Genomic DNA, 14,560 nt, shown 5'->3' on the forward strand with positions numbered 1-14,560 from the left:
ATCGCCTCCTCAATAGGATCGGGGAAGACCGAGCACGTGCTGCGCCACATAGGCGAGCACCATGTTGGTCGAGATCGGGGCCGTCTGGTAAAGTCTGACCTCGCGCCACTTGCGCTCGACGTCATATTCCTGCGCAAAGGCGAAGCCGCCATGGGTCTGGAACGCCGTATCGGCCGCCTTCCACGTCGCTTCGGAGGCAAGCAGCTTGGCGATGTTGGCATCAGCACCGCACGGGCGCCCGGCCTGGAATAGGGCCGCGGCGCGCCGCGCCATCATGTCGGCCGCCTCGAGCTCGGCGTAGGCGCGCGCCAGCGGAAACTGGACGCCCTGGTTCTGTCCGATCGGACGGCCGAACACGCTGCGCTGGTTGGCGTAGGCGACACCCTTGTTGAGCAACCAGCGTCCATCGCCGACGCATTCGGAGGCGACCAGGATGCGCTCGGCGTTCATGCCGTCGAGGATGTAGCGAAATCCCTGCCCTTCCTCGCCGATCAAATTCTCCGCCGGCACCCGCAAGTTCTCGATAAAGACTTCGGTGGTGTTGTGGTTGATCATCGCCTTGATCGGGCGGATCTCCAGGCCATTGCCCTTGGCCTCGCGCAGATCAACGAGGAACACCGAAAGTCCCTCAGGGCGACGCTTCACCTGATCGAGCGGCGTGGTCCGTGCCAGCAGCAGCATGAGATCGGAATAGAGCGCGCGCGAGGTCCAGATCTTCTGGCCATTGATCACGTAGACGTCGCCCTGACGCTCCGCCCGTGTTCTGAGCTGGGTGGTGTCGGAGCCGGTGTTGGGTTCGGTCACGCCAAAGGCCTGCAGCCGCAGCTTTCCGGCGGCGATATCCGGAAGATAGGTGCGCTTTTGCTTCTCGCTGCCGTGACGCAGCAGCGTGCCCATGATGTACATCTGCGCATGCGCCGGGCTCGCCGTGCAGCCATTGGCATTGATCTCTTCCAGGATCACCGCCGCCGCGCGCAGCGGCAGGCCGGAGCCGCCATATTCCTCCGGAATGAGGGCGCCGAGAAAGCCGGCCTCGGTCAGGGCGGCGACGAATTCGGCCGGATAGCCGCTGCGCTCATCGAGCGCCCGCCAATATTCGCCGGGGAATCTTTCGCAGATTTTTCGGACCGTGCTGCGCAGCTCCGGAAAATCCTCGCCCAGCACAACCGTGACGTCCGCCTCGGCCTGGTGGGAAGCATCGTGATAGTTCATACAGTATCCTTTCAGACGGCAACCCGGGCAGGCGGGCGGTAGGTCTTCGGCAATCCGGCGCGAGCGATGGCGCCGGAGAACCGCTCGCCCGGCAGCCAGCTTTCGACTTGCCCGCGCAATGCAATCAGCGCTTCGATATCGGCGCCGGTATCGAAGCCGAGTTGCTCCAGCAGGAACACGGTGTCTTCAGTGTCGATGTTGCCCGTCGCGCCCGGCGCGAAGGGACAGCCACCAAGTCCCGCGAGCGACGCATCGAAGGCGCGAACGCCCGCTTCAAGCGCGGCCGTGACGTTGGCGAGACCGAGGCCGCGCGTATCATGAAAGTGGCACGCGACGGGCACGCGCGCGACGGCGGCGATCACCGCCTTCATTAACCGGCGGACCTGACCCGGATCACCGTAGCCGACGGTGTCGGCGACGATGATCTCATCGGCTCCCATTTCGGCAAGCCGCACCGCGATCTCGACGACCCGCGCTTCCGATACCGATCCGGAAATGGTGCAACCGAAGGCCGTGGCAATGCCAGCGCCGAGCGCAATCCGCGCGCCGGCGCGTTGATCACGCGCTGCGACGATGCGCGCGAAATCCTGCAACGATTCCTCGGTGCTGCGACGGACATTGGCGAGGTTGTGCTCCTCGCTCGCCGACAGCACGTAATTGACCTGCGCCAGATCCAGCGCGAACGCGCGCTCCGCGCCGCGCAGATTTGGCACCAACACCGAGGGCCGGCAGCCGCTGATCGCGATTGCACCGCGGGCCACCTCCTCCGCATCGGCAAACTGGGGAATCACTTTTGGCGGCACAAAGGACGTCACCTCGATCTCGTTGATGCCCGCCTCGACCATGGCGCGACACCACGCGAGCTTGCGCGCGCTTGGCAGGATCGCCTTCACCAGTTGCAAGCCATCCCTCGGCCCGACCTCGCGAACATGAGCTTTCTCACGCATCTCGCGTCTCCATTACTTGCCCTGGAAGTTTGGCTTGCGACGCTCGTTGAAGGCGAGCACCCCTTCGCGGCGGTCCGCGGTCGGGACCAGGCGGTTGTAAGCCTCGATCTCGAACGCGAGACCGTCCGCAAGCGACATCTGCAGGCCGCGATGAATCGCCTGCTTGGCCTGACGAACCGAGATCGGGCCATTGCCGGCGATCCGTTCGGCGATGGAGAGCGTTGCCGTCAGCAGTTCCTCGGGCGGCAGTACGCGATTGACCAGCCCCCAGCGTTCCGCCTCCTCGGCTGTGAACGGCAGGCCGGAAAGGATCACTTCCTTGGCGCGGCGTTCGCCGATGGCCCGCGGCAGGTTCTGTGTGCCGCCAGCCCCGGGCATGATGCCGAGCGTCACCTCAGTCAGTGCAAAGCGCGCGTTGGTCGCGGCGTAGACGAAATCGGCCGCGGCCGCGATCTCGCAGCCACCGCCATATGCGGCGCCGTTCACCGCCGCAATAACGGGAACCGGGCAAGCCAGGATCGCGCGCAGCATGCGCTCGAACACAAGATGCTGAGCCTGCCACGCATCGTCCGTCATCCCGTTGCGCTGCTTGAGGTCGCCGCCGGCGCAGAACGCCTTTGCGCCGCTCCCGGTCAGAATCGCAACACGCAGTCCTTCGAGATCGACGGTGAGCCCCTCGAACAGCTCCATCAGGTCGAGACCCATCTGGGTGTTCATGGCATTGGCGGCGTCCGGCCGGTTCAAGGTGACCAGCAGGACGTGATTGTCGCGCCGTTCTGCCGTGATGGTTTCGAAATCACTTCGCATTGGCTGTCTCCGTGCTGGCGGATGTCCGAAGGATGGCGTTGTGCTGACCTAGCGTCGGAGCCGGCGTGCGCGCTCGGGGGCGCGCCCCGTTGAAGGCAAGGGGAATGCCGACCAGCTCGATGTCGTCGTCACAACGCACCGTCATGTCGAGCGCGCGGGTCTGCGGATGCTTGGCGACTTCATCAATGCCGAGCAGCGGCGCATTGGGCACCCCGGCCTCGTCAAGCAGCTTGCCTAGCGCCTCGCCCGCATATTGCCGCACCGCGGCTTCGATCTGCGGCAACAGCCGTTCGCGGTTGACGACGCGCGCCGCGTTGGTGGCGAAAGCGGGATCGGACGCAAGCGCATCGAGTCTCAATGCGCCGCAAAGTTTGCGGAATAGATTGTCATTGCCAGCGGCAATCATCAGCCAGCCATCGGATGCCTCGAACGCCTGATAGGGCACGATCTCCGCCGTGCCCGAGCCGTAGGGCCTGCGCACTTCGCCGGATGCCGCGTAGCCGGCAAGCGGCACGGTCATCCAGGCAAGGCCGGTCTCGTAGAGCGACGTCGAGACGATCCGTCCCTTGGCGCCGCCCTTGCGCGCAACCAGCGCGGCGAGCAGGCCGATCACGGCCCACATGCCCGACCCCATATCGATCAGGGAAACGCCGACCCGCACCGGCGGCCGTCCGCCCTCGCCCGTGACGCTCATGATCCCCGTTGAGGCCTGCGCGAGTGGATCATAGCCCGGCTTGCTCGCGAGCGGCCCCTTGGTGCCGAACGCCCCGATGTCACACCAGATCAACGCAGGCTTCTCGGCACGCAGGGCGTCGGCCGTAAGCCCGAACCTGTTGAGAATGCCTGGCCGCAGATTCTGGATCACGGCGTCAGCCTGCGAAAGAATGAGCGCCTTCAGCTCGCGGCATTCACGGACATCGCTGAAGTCGACCGTCACGTCCTCCTTGCCGCGGTTGAGGCAGTGAAAGGCGCTGGCAGTCTCGTTCCAGAATGGAGGCCCCCAGCCCCGCGCATAGTCGCCGCTGTTCGGATTCTCGACTTTGATCACGCGTGCGCCGAGATCAGCCAGGATCAGCCCGGCATAGGGCGCGGCCACGCTGTGACCGAGCTCCACGACGGTGATGCCTTTCAGCGGCTTGTCGATCTCATCCATTACATTCTCCTCGATGGAGCGAAGCGCCATTCGCCATCTTCATCATTCACCCGAGATTCCCGACCCAGGCCTCAGGACTTATCCATCGCGTTGTCGGCCACGAGCACCGCGCCATTGACAAAGCTCGCCCGGTCCGACAGCGCGAATACGATCAGATTGGCAAGCTCCTGCGGCGAGCCCCAGCGCGTGTTGCGCATCGCATTGTTCTCGGACCAGCGCCGCCGTTCAGCCTCGGCTTCGTCGGCGCTCAGATTGCGCTTGGCGAGCTCACGCTCCCATTTCGCGAAGCGCTCCGGCGTGTTGACGAAGCCGGGAACCACACAGTTGATGCGGATGTTGTGCGGCCCGAACTCGTTGGCCAGGATCTTGGAGAAGCGGATCTCGGCCGACTTGGCCGGCCCGGTGCAGGACGAAAGGAAAGGCGGCATCGTCACCATGATGCCAGTCTCGCCCGAGACGTTGACGATACTGCCGCCTTTCTGCTGGATCATGACAGGAATGATGCGCTGGCAAATGCGAAACTGGGCGAAGAAATTGATCGCCATGCCGTACTGCAATTCCTCGTCGGTGACCTCGAGGAACGGCTTGTAGGTGCCGGTGCCGGCATTGTTGACGAGGATATCGATGCGGCCGAGACGGTCGCGGGCGACCATCGGCAGTCGCTCGATCTGCTTCAAATCGGTTACGTCGAGCGACAAAGTCTCGACCTTCTTGCCGGTGGTCTTCTCGATGTCGGCGCGCGCCTCATTGAGCGCATCCTCGCGCCGTGCGCAGATGAGTACCTTGACGCCTTCTTCGGCCAGTAGCCGGCATGTCTCGAGGCCGATGCCTTTGCTGCCGCCGGTGACGATGGCCGTCTTGCCTTCCAATCCGAGTTTCATCTGTTTTCTCCCTGAAGCGAGGTAATGCGATCGAGCAGCACGCGGATCGGCATCGTTCCGCCATTGCGCGCGGAGGCAAAGACGTCAGCAGCCAGCCGGCTTGCGGCGCCGGGTGGGAATCCCGATCGTGCCATCCGCGCTTCGAGCACTTCGGTTGCGCGCGCCTCGTCCTGGAAGACCAGCGTCCTCGGCGCTTCGCGCGCGGTGCGGTGGTGGCGGCCGCCATCGTCCATCTCGATCTCGATGGTTGCATCAAGATGCGTCCCGACATCGTCAGGCAGCACCGTTGTCTTCTCGACCAGTGCCAAGATCTCTCGATCCCGCTGGTGCTCGGCGCCCATCTCGTAATCAAGCCGGCCGTAGCGAAGCATGGCGGCAACCGCGAAGGCGGAGCTCGCCTGTGTCTGGACGATGCTCGTAAATGGTCCCTTGAAGGATGTCCCGGGATATTCGGTGTAGGGACGCCAGATCGTCACCGTGATCCGCCTGGCGCGCCCAAGATCGATGCCGTCACCGTGGAGCAGCCTGGCTGCAATCACCGCTGACATGTTGTCGCCGAGGGTGGCGAACGGCTTGGCCATGACGCCGAGCATCGTCGCTGGATCGGGATCCTTCAGCCAAGCCTCGGGCGTGTGGTCGAGGCCGGCAAGCGAACGTAGAAAACCCTTCGGCCCTTCCAACGCATCGGGCGCACCTTGCACGCCGCGCGCGGCGAGCTCAGCGGCAATGAACCCGCCGTGAGCGGCGCGTCCGTTCTGCACGCGCCATTCGTCCGACCCGCAGCGCACCGGCTCCAGCGTTCCGCCTGTCGTGGAGGCCGCAATGGCGACCGCGTTGGTGGCCCACGACGAATCGAGACCGAGCGCTGCGGCGCCCGCCGCGGCCGCGGCGATGGTGCCGAATGTCGGACTGGTGCGCACGCCGCGCCCGATCAGGCCGCGGGCAACGCTCTCGCCGGCGCCGAGCCATTTCAGCGTGGCGTATCCGGCCGTGAGCGCATTGAGAACGACGCGCAACGACGCATCGCGCGCGTCACCCAGGCACACTGCCACCGGTGAGATCAACGATCCCGGATGGGTCCACGAATCGTGGTCGGTATCGTCCTGGAAGTGCGCATGCACGGCAATGCCATTGGCAAGCACCGCTTCGGACAATGGCACATGTTTGCCGTTGGCCCAGATCCGCGCACTTCGCGGGCCCGGCATTACATCCGTCGTCATCGCCCGCGCGGCCTTGGCCGTCGGCTCGTTACGCGACGCCAACGCAAGCCCAAGCGAGTCGAGGAGGCAGATCGCCGCCTTCACGGAGATCTCAGCCGCGAGCTCAGCCTCAGCCGCTGACGCGACAAAGGTGCCAAGACGCGCTGTTGCGTTGACTTCAGCCATCACAGATACTCCTCTGCCAGGGCAACATCGCGTATTTCGGCCACCGAACCGCTTCGCCTGATCTCGCCGCCGCGCATCACATAGCCGCGCGTCGCAAGCTTGAGCGCCGGCCGGGCCATTTGCTCAGTCATGAGGATCGTGGTGCCGCGCGCCTGCATATGACGAATCGCCTCACTGATCCGCGCGATCCACACCGGCGCAAGCCCGAGGAAAGGCTCATCCAGCAGCAGCAGCTTGGGAAACGAACTCATGGCGCGGGCCAGAGCCACGATCTGCTGCTGACCGCCGGACAACTGTCCCGCCGGCTGGCTCGCGCGTTCCCGCAGCATCGGAAAGAGGCTGCAGAGCCAATCCCAGGCTTCGCGTTGTGCGGCACTGCCTCGCCCGCAGGCGCCGCTCAGAACATTGTCGGCGACCGACATGGTCGGAAATACGCGGCGGCCTTCCGGCGAATAGCCCATGCCGGCCCGCGCCCTGCCGTCGCATGCGAGCGCGCTGATGTCCCTGCCGGCAAAACGCACCGTGCCCCGCGAAGCGTCAGCAAGGCCGATGACGGCATTGATCAGGCTGGATTTTCCCGCTCCGTTGGCACCGACCAGCAGGACCGTCTCGCCCTCCGCAACATCAATCGAGATACCGCGCAGGGCGGTGATGCCGCCGTAGCGGACTTCCAGGTTTTGCACCGCGAGCATCATGCCTCTGCCCCCTCCATCGTTCCGAGGTAGGCGTCGATGACGTCCTTGCGCGACAGCACTTCTGTGGGCGCGCCTTCGGCGAGCACGCGACCGGAATCGAGTACCAGGATCTTCGGGCAAAGCCGACGCACGAGCTCCATGTCGTGCTCGACGATCAGAACGCCGCACCCCAATTCCGTCACGGCATGGCGGACGAACGCATCGACGCGGAGGCGCTCCCGCCGTTCGAGGCCTGCCGCCGGTTCATCGAGCAGTAGCACTCTCGGGCGCACCGCACAGGCAAGCACGAGGCCGAGCATCTTCTGCAATCCGTAAGGCAGCTTGTCACTTTGCTCGTCGAGGTGCGCGGCAAGCTCGAATTCATCGATCAGCGGCGCGATGGTCTGCCACACGCCCTCACCGCCATTGCTGAAGCGCACCGCTCGCGAAACATTCTCGCGCACCGTCGCGGTACGGAACGTGTTGGTCTGCTGAAAGCTGCGGACGATGCCGGCGCGGCTTACGGCATGCAGCGGCTTTGCCGTCATGTCCTGGCCGTTGAGCAAGACGCGGCCGGCGCTCGGCGGTAGCATGCCGCAGATCACGTTAATCAACGTGGTCTTGCCGGCACCGTTCGGGCCGATCACGCCAAGCACTTCTCCAGGCGAGATCGAGAAGCTCACATCATTGAAGACATGCAGCCCGCCGAAACGCTTGCAGATGCTGGCGACCTCGAGACGCATCCCTGAGTTCGCGGTGCCGACGACAGATTCGCGGCGGTCGAACCGCGGTCCGATGACGCCGAGCACGTCGCCTGGCGGCATCGCAAACCCCTCATCGTTGGACACACGCAGCCCGCCTAAACCCGTTTCGGTCTGCGCCGCGTCCCTGGTTAGCGGTTCTCTCCTCCTCGTCATGGCTGCGACTCCGTGGCGGCCGAAGCACCCAAGGCGCCAGACCCAGGGTTGATCGTGGGCCGGCGGGGAACGCGCGAACCTAGGAGGACGAGACACCGAGACACGGTGCCAACAATGCCTTCGCGCGCCGCGAGCACCACGACCACGATCAGGAACCCGAACAGGAGCTGGGAAAATTCACCGCGCAGCGAGAAGATGTCTCCTGCCCAGATCAGCAAGGCCCCGCCAACGACCGGCCCGAGCATGGTGCTCTTGCCGCCGATGATCGTGTAGGCGATGTAGTTCACCGACGAGAGCGGACTGAATGAGGTCGGATGCGCGGTGAGCAGCATGTTGACCAACGCAAAGCCGGCGAGCCCGGAGACGCCGGCAGCGATCGCGAAGCCGAATGCCTTGTAGTGCCAGACGACGAGCCCGAGAGATTGCGCAAGCAACTCGTTCTCTTCGATCGCAGCAAAATGCTGGCGCAAACCGCGAGTGACTGCGGCGCTGATCAGCGCACCGGCGAGAGCCAGGCCGGTCGTGACCAACAGCACCGCGCGATTATCGCCGAGTTCGATCCCGAACAAGGTCACGGCGGGCATGCCGACCAGACCGTTGGCCCCTCCAGTCCAACCTGGCATCTCGAACAGCAAGAGCTGTGTGATCTCGGTAAGGACGAAGGTGACGAGCACGAAGTAGACGCCGGTGAGGCGGAGCACCAACGCGCCTAGCGGCAGCGCAAACAGCGCCGGCACCATGAAGCTCGCAATGCCGAGCAGCAGAACGTCCGTGACACCATGGCGGAGGCCGAGGATCGCCGCGGTATAGCCTCCGATCGCCATGAACGTGGGCACCGCAAACGTCATCAGATTCATGCGCAACATGATGTAGACGCTGAAGGCGGCAGTGACCCCGATCAGGATCTGATTGGCCAGCGAGTAGATCGCCGGGTTCTGGCTGATCCAGGGGATGGCGAAGGCGGCGGCGATGATGACAACGCTTGCCGTCTCGGCGATGGAGCCGCTGCGCGCGGTGCCAAGATCAATGCTTGCCATGGCTCACGCTCCGCGTACCCGATGACCGAACAGACCTGACGGTCTGATCACCAGCATGATCAGGACGAGCACGAACAGTGCGAGGGCGCCTTTCGAACCTCCGAGATAGACCGCCGAGAACGCTTCCACCATGCCGACGATAAAGGCCGCAACGGTTGCACCGCCAATGCTTCCCAGACCACCAAGGATGACAATGAGGAACGATGTCGCCAGCACGGGATCGCCGACATGCGGCGCGAGCGAGAGGATCGGCGTGACCAGCGCGCCGGTGAGACCCGCAAGCCCGGTGGCCAGCGCAAACGCGGTTGGAAACAAAAGTCTAGGACGCAATCCCTGTGCCGTGGCGACCGCACGGTCGTCAGCGAGCGCGCGCAGGGCACGGCCGAAATCGGTGTGGTAGATCAGGGCGTAGATCAAGAGAATCCCCACAAGACAGACAACGAGCACCACGAGATTCTCGATCGGAACGTAGAAGCCGTGCGCGCGAATGACGCCGGTCAAAGGAAAACTGAACGCGGGCGACTGCGGTCCAAAGGTCACCAGGAAGCCGCTCGACATCATCAAATAGAGCCCGAGCGTCAGCATCAGTGTAGCCAGGTGATCGTCGATCACGCGATCGAGGACGAAACGCTCGAAGAGATAGCCGAGCGCCGTCGTACCAAGCGCGGCTGCGATCACCGCCAGCGCATAGGGCACACCAAGATAGGTCACCGCCGAATAAGCGAGATAGCCTCCGAGCACGTAGAATCCGCCATGGGCGAAATTGACCACGCCGAGGATGCCGAAGATCAGGGTGAAGCCGAGTGCGAGCAGTGCATACTGCGCGCCCAGGCTGATGCCGATGAGGCCGGTCGCAACGATGCCTTCCACAGGAGCTCCGTTATTTGCCTGTGGCCGCTTCGACCGCAACGATCGGCTGCAATTGGCCGTTGGTGACCAGCCCCACGCCGAAGGGAAACGACAGTTCCTGGTTGATGCCGAAGAATGACTGGCCGATCCAATGGCCTGAACCAATATTTGGATCGTCCACGGGCAATGCGCGCAGAGCCTGGGCCACCTTTTCGGTATCGGTGATCGTGCCCGCCTTGGCGATCGCCTTTACGACCATGCGGGCGCCGGACACCCACTGGAAGAATAGATTGTTCTCAGGCCGCTCGGTGCCGAACAGCTTCTTGTATTCGTCGGCGATCAATTGGACCTTCTCGTCGACCAGAACCGGCTCGTACCAATAGAAGTCCTTGAGCACGGCGTCGCCGCCGGCGACACGGGAGATCTCGCCGTAGCCCGGACCACCGAGGCGCCCGATGGGTCCTTCGAAGCCGGCCTGTCGCAATTGCTTGACCATGATGCCGGCGTCGCCGGGCGGCGAGGACGCCAGATCCACAGCCTCCGGCTTTGCGTTCATGATGCGCGTCACGATCGGCGCGAAGTTGGTAGTGCCGCGCTGGTAGTATTCCTCGGTCGCGGCGATACCGTTCTTCTTGTAGGCCTCCGCATCGACGCTTGCGATATCCGTGCCGCCCTGATCGTTCGGCGCGACGAGGACGACGCTCTTGATGCCGAATTTCTGCTTGGCGATCTTGATGATCGGATCGGCCCATCCTGACGGGCCAGGGCCAACATGGAATACCAGGGGCCATTGCGGACCCAGCGCGTCCTTGGCGTAGCCATTGCCCATCACCAGCATCGAATTGCGCTTGGCGATCGGCTTTAGCCCGGTGAGTTCGGGTGAACCGATGGGACCGATGATGAACTTCACGCCCTGCCCCGCGAGCGTATTTGCTGCCGCCGCGGCGCCCTCTGCGGTGTATTTGCTATCGATGGCGACAACACTGACCTGACAGGGTGCGCCGTCGATCTTGACCAATCCGCTGCGATTGGCCTCCGCCGCGGCGAACTCCACCGCGCCCTTGAGGGCGAGCCCCCACTGCGCAGCCGGCCCGGAAAGCACACCGACAACGCCGAGTTTGAGTTCCGGTCCAGCGGCCAGTGCGGACTGCCGCGACACGGCATGCGAAGCGCCGATCGCGGCGCCAGCCAACAGCAAGTTACGACGCGTTATCTTCATTCCATCCTCCCCGTTTATGGATCGTTTCATTTATTATGCCGCCAGTGCTCGTTGCGAGGCACACATCGCCTCGCTTCGGGAAGTCGCGTCAGCAGGCTATAGCACGGACGCGCCTTTCCAATAAGTCATTGAATTTTTGATGTAATCTATTTTGCGGCATATGACTCGGGCGAAGCATGCGCTCAGCCCGAGCGTTGACGTCCCTTCCCTACGATTGTTCTTCCAGCACCTGTCTTGAAACTATGTGCCGTTATCCTCCCTCTGTCAATGAAACGATTTAACGAAATCGCGAAGATGCCGTCTAGCTTGCGTCAACCGGTCAACCATCGAGGAAGGGAGCAGGTAGCCGCGCGGTCAGTCCGGCGGCGGCCGGGCCCGTTTCGTAACGGATATCGAAACCGGGAGGAGGCTGTGCGGGCAAGCAGACGGTTGCTGCTACGAAGCTCGATAGGTGCGGCGCGTTGTATTCTTCGCGCGGCCCGCGCTTCAGTGACTCACGCGAGACTCGTGAGCGGCAGTTCGGTGGTCGATTTGATCTGCTCCATCGTGAACATCGAGGAGACGTCGTGCAGGTCGATCTTTGCGATCAATCGCTGGTAAAGATCGTCATAGGCGCGGATGTCGGATACCACGGCACGGATCAGATAATCGACGTCGCCGCTCAAGCGGTAGAAGTCCACGACCTCCGGAAACCCGGTGACGATCTTCCGGAATTTCTGCACCCATTCCGCATTGTGCTGATTGGTCTTGACCGCGATGAAAACGCTGACGCCGAGGTTCAGCTTTTCCGCATCCAATAGAGCCACCCGGCGTTTGATATAGCCGGAGCTCTCAAGTTTCTGAATCCGGCGCCAGCAGGGCGTCGAACTCAATCCGACCCGATCGGCGATCTCCTGCATCGACAGGCTGCTATCGACCTGCAGCGTCGCCAAAATCTTGCGGTCGAATTCGTCGAGCATGCCAACCTCCAGATCCAGCAAGACGAAGAATATTTTTGGTGTTTTCGACCTCGATTGAAGAAAGATATTGCCATGTCTGCGCCAAGACTAGCATGAATTTTCATCAACGCCTGTGCAATCGCGTGGCAACGTGCAGCGGCCGCCGCGCGCTGAAGCCAACAATGTGAAATCTGTCGAGGAAAAGCACTCAGGCGGGCAAGCCATCCAGCCGTGACGAACCGATCTTTGCCTGCGCGGGCGGCAGTGCGGCTTACAGCCGCTGGCCGCCGCTGGCGTCGATCTGCTGGCCCGTGACCCAGCCGCCGTCGTCGGACGCCAGGAACGCGACGACCTTGGCGATATCGTCCGGCTGGCCGACCCGTCCTAGCGCGATCGACTTGGCAACCTCGCGGCTGGCGATGGGGTCGCGCGCGTTGGCGTTCATGTCGGTCGCCGTGGCGCCCGGCATCACGGAGTTCACCGTGATCTGCCGCCCGCCAAGATGAACAGCGAGCAGCCGGCTCAACGCCTCCAGGCCCGCTTTTGCCGGCGCATAGGCTGCCATGGCGGGGTAAGCGGCGCGCGTTCCCATCGACGAGATGTTGATGATGCGGCCGCCGTCGCGCAGATGGGGCAAGAGAGCCTTGATCAGGAAGAACGGCGATTTGAGATTGGTCTGCAACAGAAGTTCAAAATCTTCTTCCGTGATCTCCTCGATCGTCGCACGCTTGCTGACGCCTGCGTTGTTGACGAGGATATCGAACTCTGTCTTCCCGTATCTCCGGGTTAGCTCCGCACTGAACTTCGCGGCGAGTGCAGCAGCACCGCCCCGCGCGGCCAGATCGGCCTGCAGGGCAAAAGCCATTCCGCCCGCAGCGACGATCTCATCGACGACAGCGCGGGCGGGACCCTCAGCAGCATGATAATGAACCCCAACGATCGCGCCATCGACAGCAAGCCTGAGTGCAATCGCCTGCCCGATGCCGCGGCTGGCACCGGTGACCAATGCAATCTTGCCTGCCAGCGTGCTCACACCGACCAGCCTTTCGCCGCCTCGAGCTGGCGTGCGCGATCAATTAGCGATTTGCGGTCGATCTTGTTGGTGCCGGCCCAAGGCAGTTCATTGACGAACTCGATGCGGCGCGGATGCTGATAGGCCGGCCCATTGGCGATCGTGAATTTGCGGATGTCGTCCGCAGTTGGCTTGGCGTCGGCGCGGGTGACGATGAAGGCGACCGGGACCTGGCTGCGTTCCTCGTCCGGGAGCGGCACCACCACCGCCTGCTGCACCTGCGGATGGCGTTCGAGCAGCTTCTCGACTTCACCCGGATAGACGTTCTCGCCGGAGCAGACGAACATGTCGTCGGCGCGGCCCACGAAATAATAGAAGCCGTTCTCGTCGCGACGCATCACGTCGCCGCTGTAATACCAGCCGTCGGCGATCGCCTTCGCGGTCTGCTGCGGCAGGTTATGATAATGATCCATCAGCGCGGGATTGCGCATCAGCAGCACGCCCTCGTTCTCGGTGCCATTGACGAGCTTGACGGTCTCGAAATCAATCGGGTAGCCGAGCGCGAGCGGCGGCGTTGGAATGCCCTTTGGATGCGGCCCGAACACCGCCGGTCCGGCTTCGGTGGTGCCATAGCCGATGGAAAGTGTGACGTCTGGCAGCGCCTGCTTGATCTTGTCCCACAGGCCCATCGTCATCGGCGCCGAGCCCAGCATCAAGCGCCTGATAGAAGTGATGTCGTTCTGCGCCAGCAGCTCGCGCTCCTTGATCACCCGCGCCCACATGGTGGGAACCGCCGTCGCCGCCGTTGCCCTGTATTTGGCGATCGCCTCGATATAGCTCTTGGTTTCGAACGACGGCAGCAGCACCATGGATGCGTTGGTCGCAAAGATTGTCTTGGTCGCGAACAACCCGTTCATGTGAAACAGCGGCTGCGCGATGATGTAACGCTCGTTTTCGTTGAGCGCGCCGCTGGTTCGGGTGGAGAGCGCCCAGAGCTGCCCGAGATGCGACAGCGGCACGCCTTTCGGCCGGCCGGTCGAGCCGGAAGTGTAGAGCATCTGGCCCACTTCGTCCGGTCCGGCTACGACACTGTCGAAGAAGTCGAAGGGCCTGATGCTCGCGGCAAAGCCTTTCGGCCCAGCGTCGTCGAAGTCGATCACCGGGATGCCCTCACGCACATGAGGGCGGTTCGCAGCGTCGACAAAGGCGAGCGCGATCCTGGCGTCGTCCATCACATAGTCGATGGTGTCGCGCGCGACCTTGATGTTGACGGGCACCGCGATACAGCCCGCGCGCATGATGCCGAAATAGGCCGCGACATATTCGGCGCGATTGAATGACAGGACGGCGATATGAGTACCGCGGGAAAATCCGCGGTCCGTCAAATATTTTGCGACACCGTTGGCGAGCTGGTCGATCTGCCGGTGGGTATAGATCCTCGGACCACCCGGCAAAGCGAGATCGATGATCGCTTCTTTGTCCAGACTGCCCCTGCGATCGATGAGATCGCCCAGATTGTGCCAACGCAT

14 protein-coding genes are annotated in these 14,560 nt (G+C 63.2%); all 14 read right to left on the bottom strand.

The features are described 5' to 3' along the window. Positions 1-9: 9 nt before the first annotated feature. The gene (locus ACVJGD_RS20260) at positions 10-1,212 is read right to left on the bottom strand and encodes an acyl-CoA dehydrogenase family protein (protein ID WP_456636004.1); all 1,203 of its coding nucleotides are present in this window, start codon (positions 1,210-1,212) and stop codon (positions 10-12) included. 11 nt (positions 1,213-1,223) lie between these two features. Next, positions 1,224-2,159 carry a hydroxymethylglutaryl-CoA lyase gene (locus ACVJGD_RS20265; protein ID WP_456636005.1) on the bottom strand — a complete coding sequence of 312 codons (936 nt, stop codon included), beginning with the start codon at positions 2,157-2,159 and terminating at the stop codon, positions 1,224-1,226. Between the two features lie 12 nt (positions 2,160-2,171). Then, a complete protein-coding gene (locus tag ACVJGD_RS20270) occupies positions 2,172-2,966 on the bottom strand; it encodes an enoyl-CoA hydratase-related protein (protein WP_456636006.1) in 795 nt (264 codons plus the stop codon). Further along, on the bottom strand, positions 2,956-4,119 hold the full coding sequence (locus ACVJGD_RS20275; RefSeq protein ID WP_456636007.1) for a CaiB/BaiF CoA transferase family protein: 1,164 nt from the start codon (positions 4,117-4,119) through the stop codon (positions 2,956-2,958). Before ACVJGD_RS20275 ends, ACVJGD_RS20270 begins: the two co-directional genes overlap by 11 nt. A 71-nt stretch (positions 4,120-4,190) precedes the next feature. After that, complete coding sequence (locus ACVJGD_RS20280) at positions 4,191-5,000, bottom strand: SDR family NAD(P)-dependent oxidoreductase (RefSeq protein WP_456636008.1); 810 nt, start codon at positions 4,998-5,000, stop codon at positions 4,191-4,193. Continuing rightward, on the bottom strand, positions 4,997-6,385 hold the full coding sequence (locus tag ACVJGD_RS20285) for an MmgE/PrpD family protein (RefSeq protein ID WP_456636009.1): 1,389 nt from the start codon (positions 6,383-6,385) through the stop codon (positions 4,997-4,999). The genes ACVJGD_RS20280 and ACVJGD_RS20285 overlap by 4 nt, the downstream gene beginning before the upstream one ends. Further along, entirely contained in the window at positions 6,385-7,080 is a 696-nt protein-coding gene (locus tag ACVJGD_RS20290; RefSeq protein ID WP_456636010.1) for an ABC transporter ATP-binding protein, read from the bottom strand. Before ACVJGD_RS20290 ends, ACVJGD_RS20285 begins: the two co-directional genes overlap by 1 nt. Continuing rightward, positions 7,077-7,907, bottom strand: coding sequence for an ABC transporter ATP-binding protein (locus tag ACVJGD_RS20295; RefSeq protein WP_456636011.1), 831 nt, complete (start codon positions 7,905-7,907; stop codon positions 7,077-7,079). Before ACVJGD_RS20295 ends, ACVJGD_RS20290 begins: the two co-directional genes overlap by 4 nt. A 65-nt stretch (positions 7,908-7,972) precedes the next feature. Then, on the bottom strand, positions 7,973-9,013 hold the full coding sequence (locus ACVJGD_RS20300; RefSeq protein ID WP_456636012.1) for a branched-chain amino acid ABC transporter permease: 1,041 nt from the start codon (positions 9,011-9,013) through the stop codon (positions 7,973-7,975). A 3-nt stretch (positions 9,014-9,016) separates the two neighbouring features. Then, positions 9,017-9,883 (bottom strand): branched-chain amino acid ABC transporter permease, encoded by an 867-nt coding sequence (locus ACVJGD_RS20305; RefSeq protein ID WP_456636013.1) that lies wholly within the window; start codon positions 9,881-9,883, stop codon positions 9,017-9,019. A 10-nt stretch (positions 9,884-9,893) separates the two neighbouring features. Next, positions 9,894-11,081 carry an ABC transporter substrate-binding protein gene (locus tag ACVJGD_RS20310; RefSeq protein WP_456636014.1) on the bottom strand — a complete coding sequence of 396 codons (1,188 nt, stop codon included), beginning with the start codon at positions 11,079-11,081 and terminating at the stop codon, positions 9,894-9,896. 494 nt (positions 11,082-11,575) lie between these two features. Further along, positions 11,576-12,040: an Lrp/AsnC family transcriptional regulator gene (locus ACVJGD_RS20315; RefSeq protein ID WP_456636015.1), complete on the bottom strand. Its 465-nt coding sequence runs from the start codon at positions 12,038-12,040 to the stop codon at positions 11,576-11,578. A gap of 250 nt (positions 12,041-12,290) precedes the next feature. Beyond that, positions 12,291-13,052 (bottom strand): SDR family oxidoreductase, encoded by a 762-nt coding sequence (locus ACVJGD_RS20320; RefSeq protein ID WP_456636016.1) that lies wholly within the window; start codon positions 13,050-13,052, stop codon positions 12,291-12,293. Next, positions 13,049-14,560, bottom strand: coding sequence for a class I adenylate-forming enzyme family protein (locus tag ACVJGD_RS20325; RefSeq protein ID WP_456636017.1), 1,512 nt, complete (start codon positions 14,558-14,560; stop codon positions 13,049-13,051). Before ACVJGD_RS20325 ends, ACVJGD_RS20320 begins: the two co-directional genes overlap by 4 nt.

It is taken from the genome of Bradyrhizobium sp. USDA 10063, assembly GCF_054063735.1.

What these genes read in the sequence shown, in the direction of transcription:
- ACVJGD_RS20260 (WP_456636004.1), bottom strand. Translation starts at nt 1,212, where the DNA reads ATGAACTATCACGATGCTTCCCACCAGGCCGAGGCGGACGTCACGGTT.
- ACVJGD_RS20285 (WP_456636009.1), bottom strand. Translation starts at nt 6,385, where the DNA reads ATGGCTGAAGTCAACGCAACAGCGCGTCTTGGCACCTTTGTCGCGTCA.
- ACVJGD_RS20315 (WP_456636015.1), bottom strand. Translation starts at nt 12,040, where the DNA reads ATGCTCGACGAATTCGACCGCAAGATTTTGGCGACGCTGCAGGTCGAT.
- ACVJGD_RS20310 (WP_456636014.1), bottom strand. Translation starts at nt 11,081, where the DNA reads ATGAAGATAACGCGTCGTAACTTGCTGTTGGCTGGCGCCGCGATCGGC.
- ACVJGD_RS20275 (WP_456636007.1), bottom strand. Translation starts at nt 4,119, where the DNA reads ATGGATGAGATCGACAAGCCGCTGAAAGGCATCACCGTCGTGGAGCTC.
- ACVJGD_RS20265 (WP_456636005.1), bottom strand. Translation starts at nt 2,159, where the DNA reads ATGCGTGAGAAAGCTCATGTTCGCGAGGTCGGGCCGAGGGATGGCTTG.
- ACVJGD_RS20280 (WP_456636008.1), bottom strand. Translation starts at nt 5,000, where the DNA reads ATGAAACTCGGATTGGAAGGCAAGACGGCCATCGTCACCGGCGGCAGC.
- ACVJGD_RS20270 (WP_456636006.1), bottom strand. Translation starts at nt 2,966, where the DNA reads ATGCGAAGTGATTTCGAAACCATCACGGCAGAACGGCGCGACAATCAC.
- ACVJGD_RS20290 (WP_456636010.1), bottom strand. Translation starts at nt 7,080, where the DNA reads ATGATGCTCGCGGTGCAAAACCTGGAAGTCCGCTACGGCGGCATCACC.
- ACVJGD_RS20325 (WP_456636017.1), bottom strand. Translation starts at nt 14,560, where the DNA reads ATGCGTTGGCACAATCTGGGCGATCTCATCGATCGCAGGGGCAGTCTG.
- ACVJGD_RS20300 (WP_456636012.1), bottom strand. Translation starts at nt 9,013, where the DNA reads ATGGCAAGCATTGATCTTGGCACCGCGCGCAGCGGCTCCATCGCCGAG.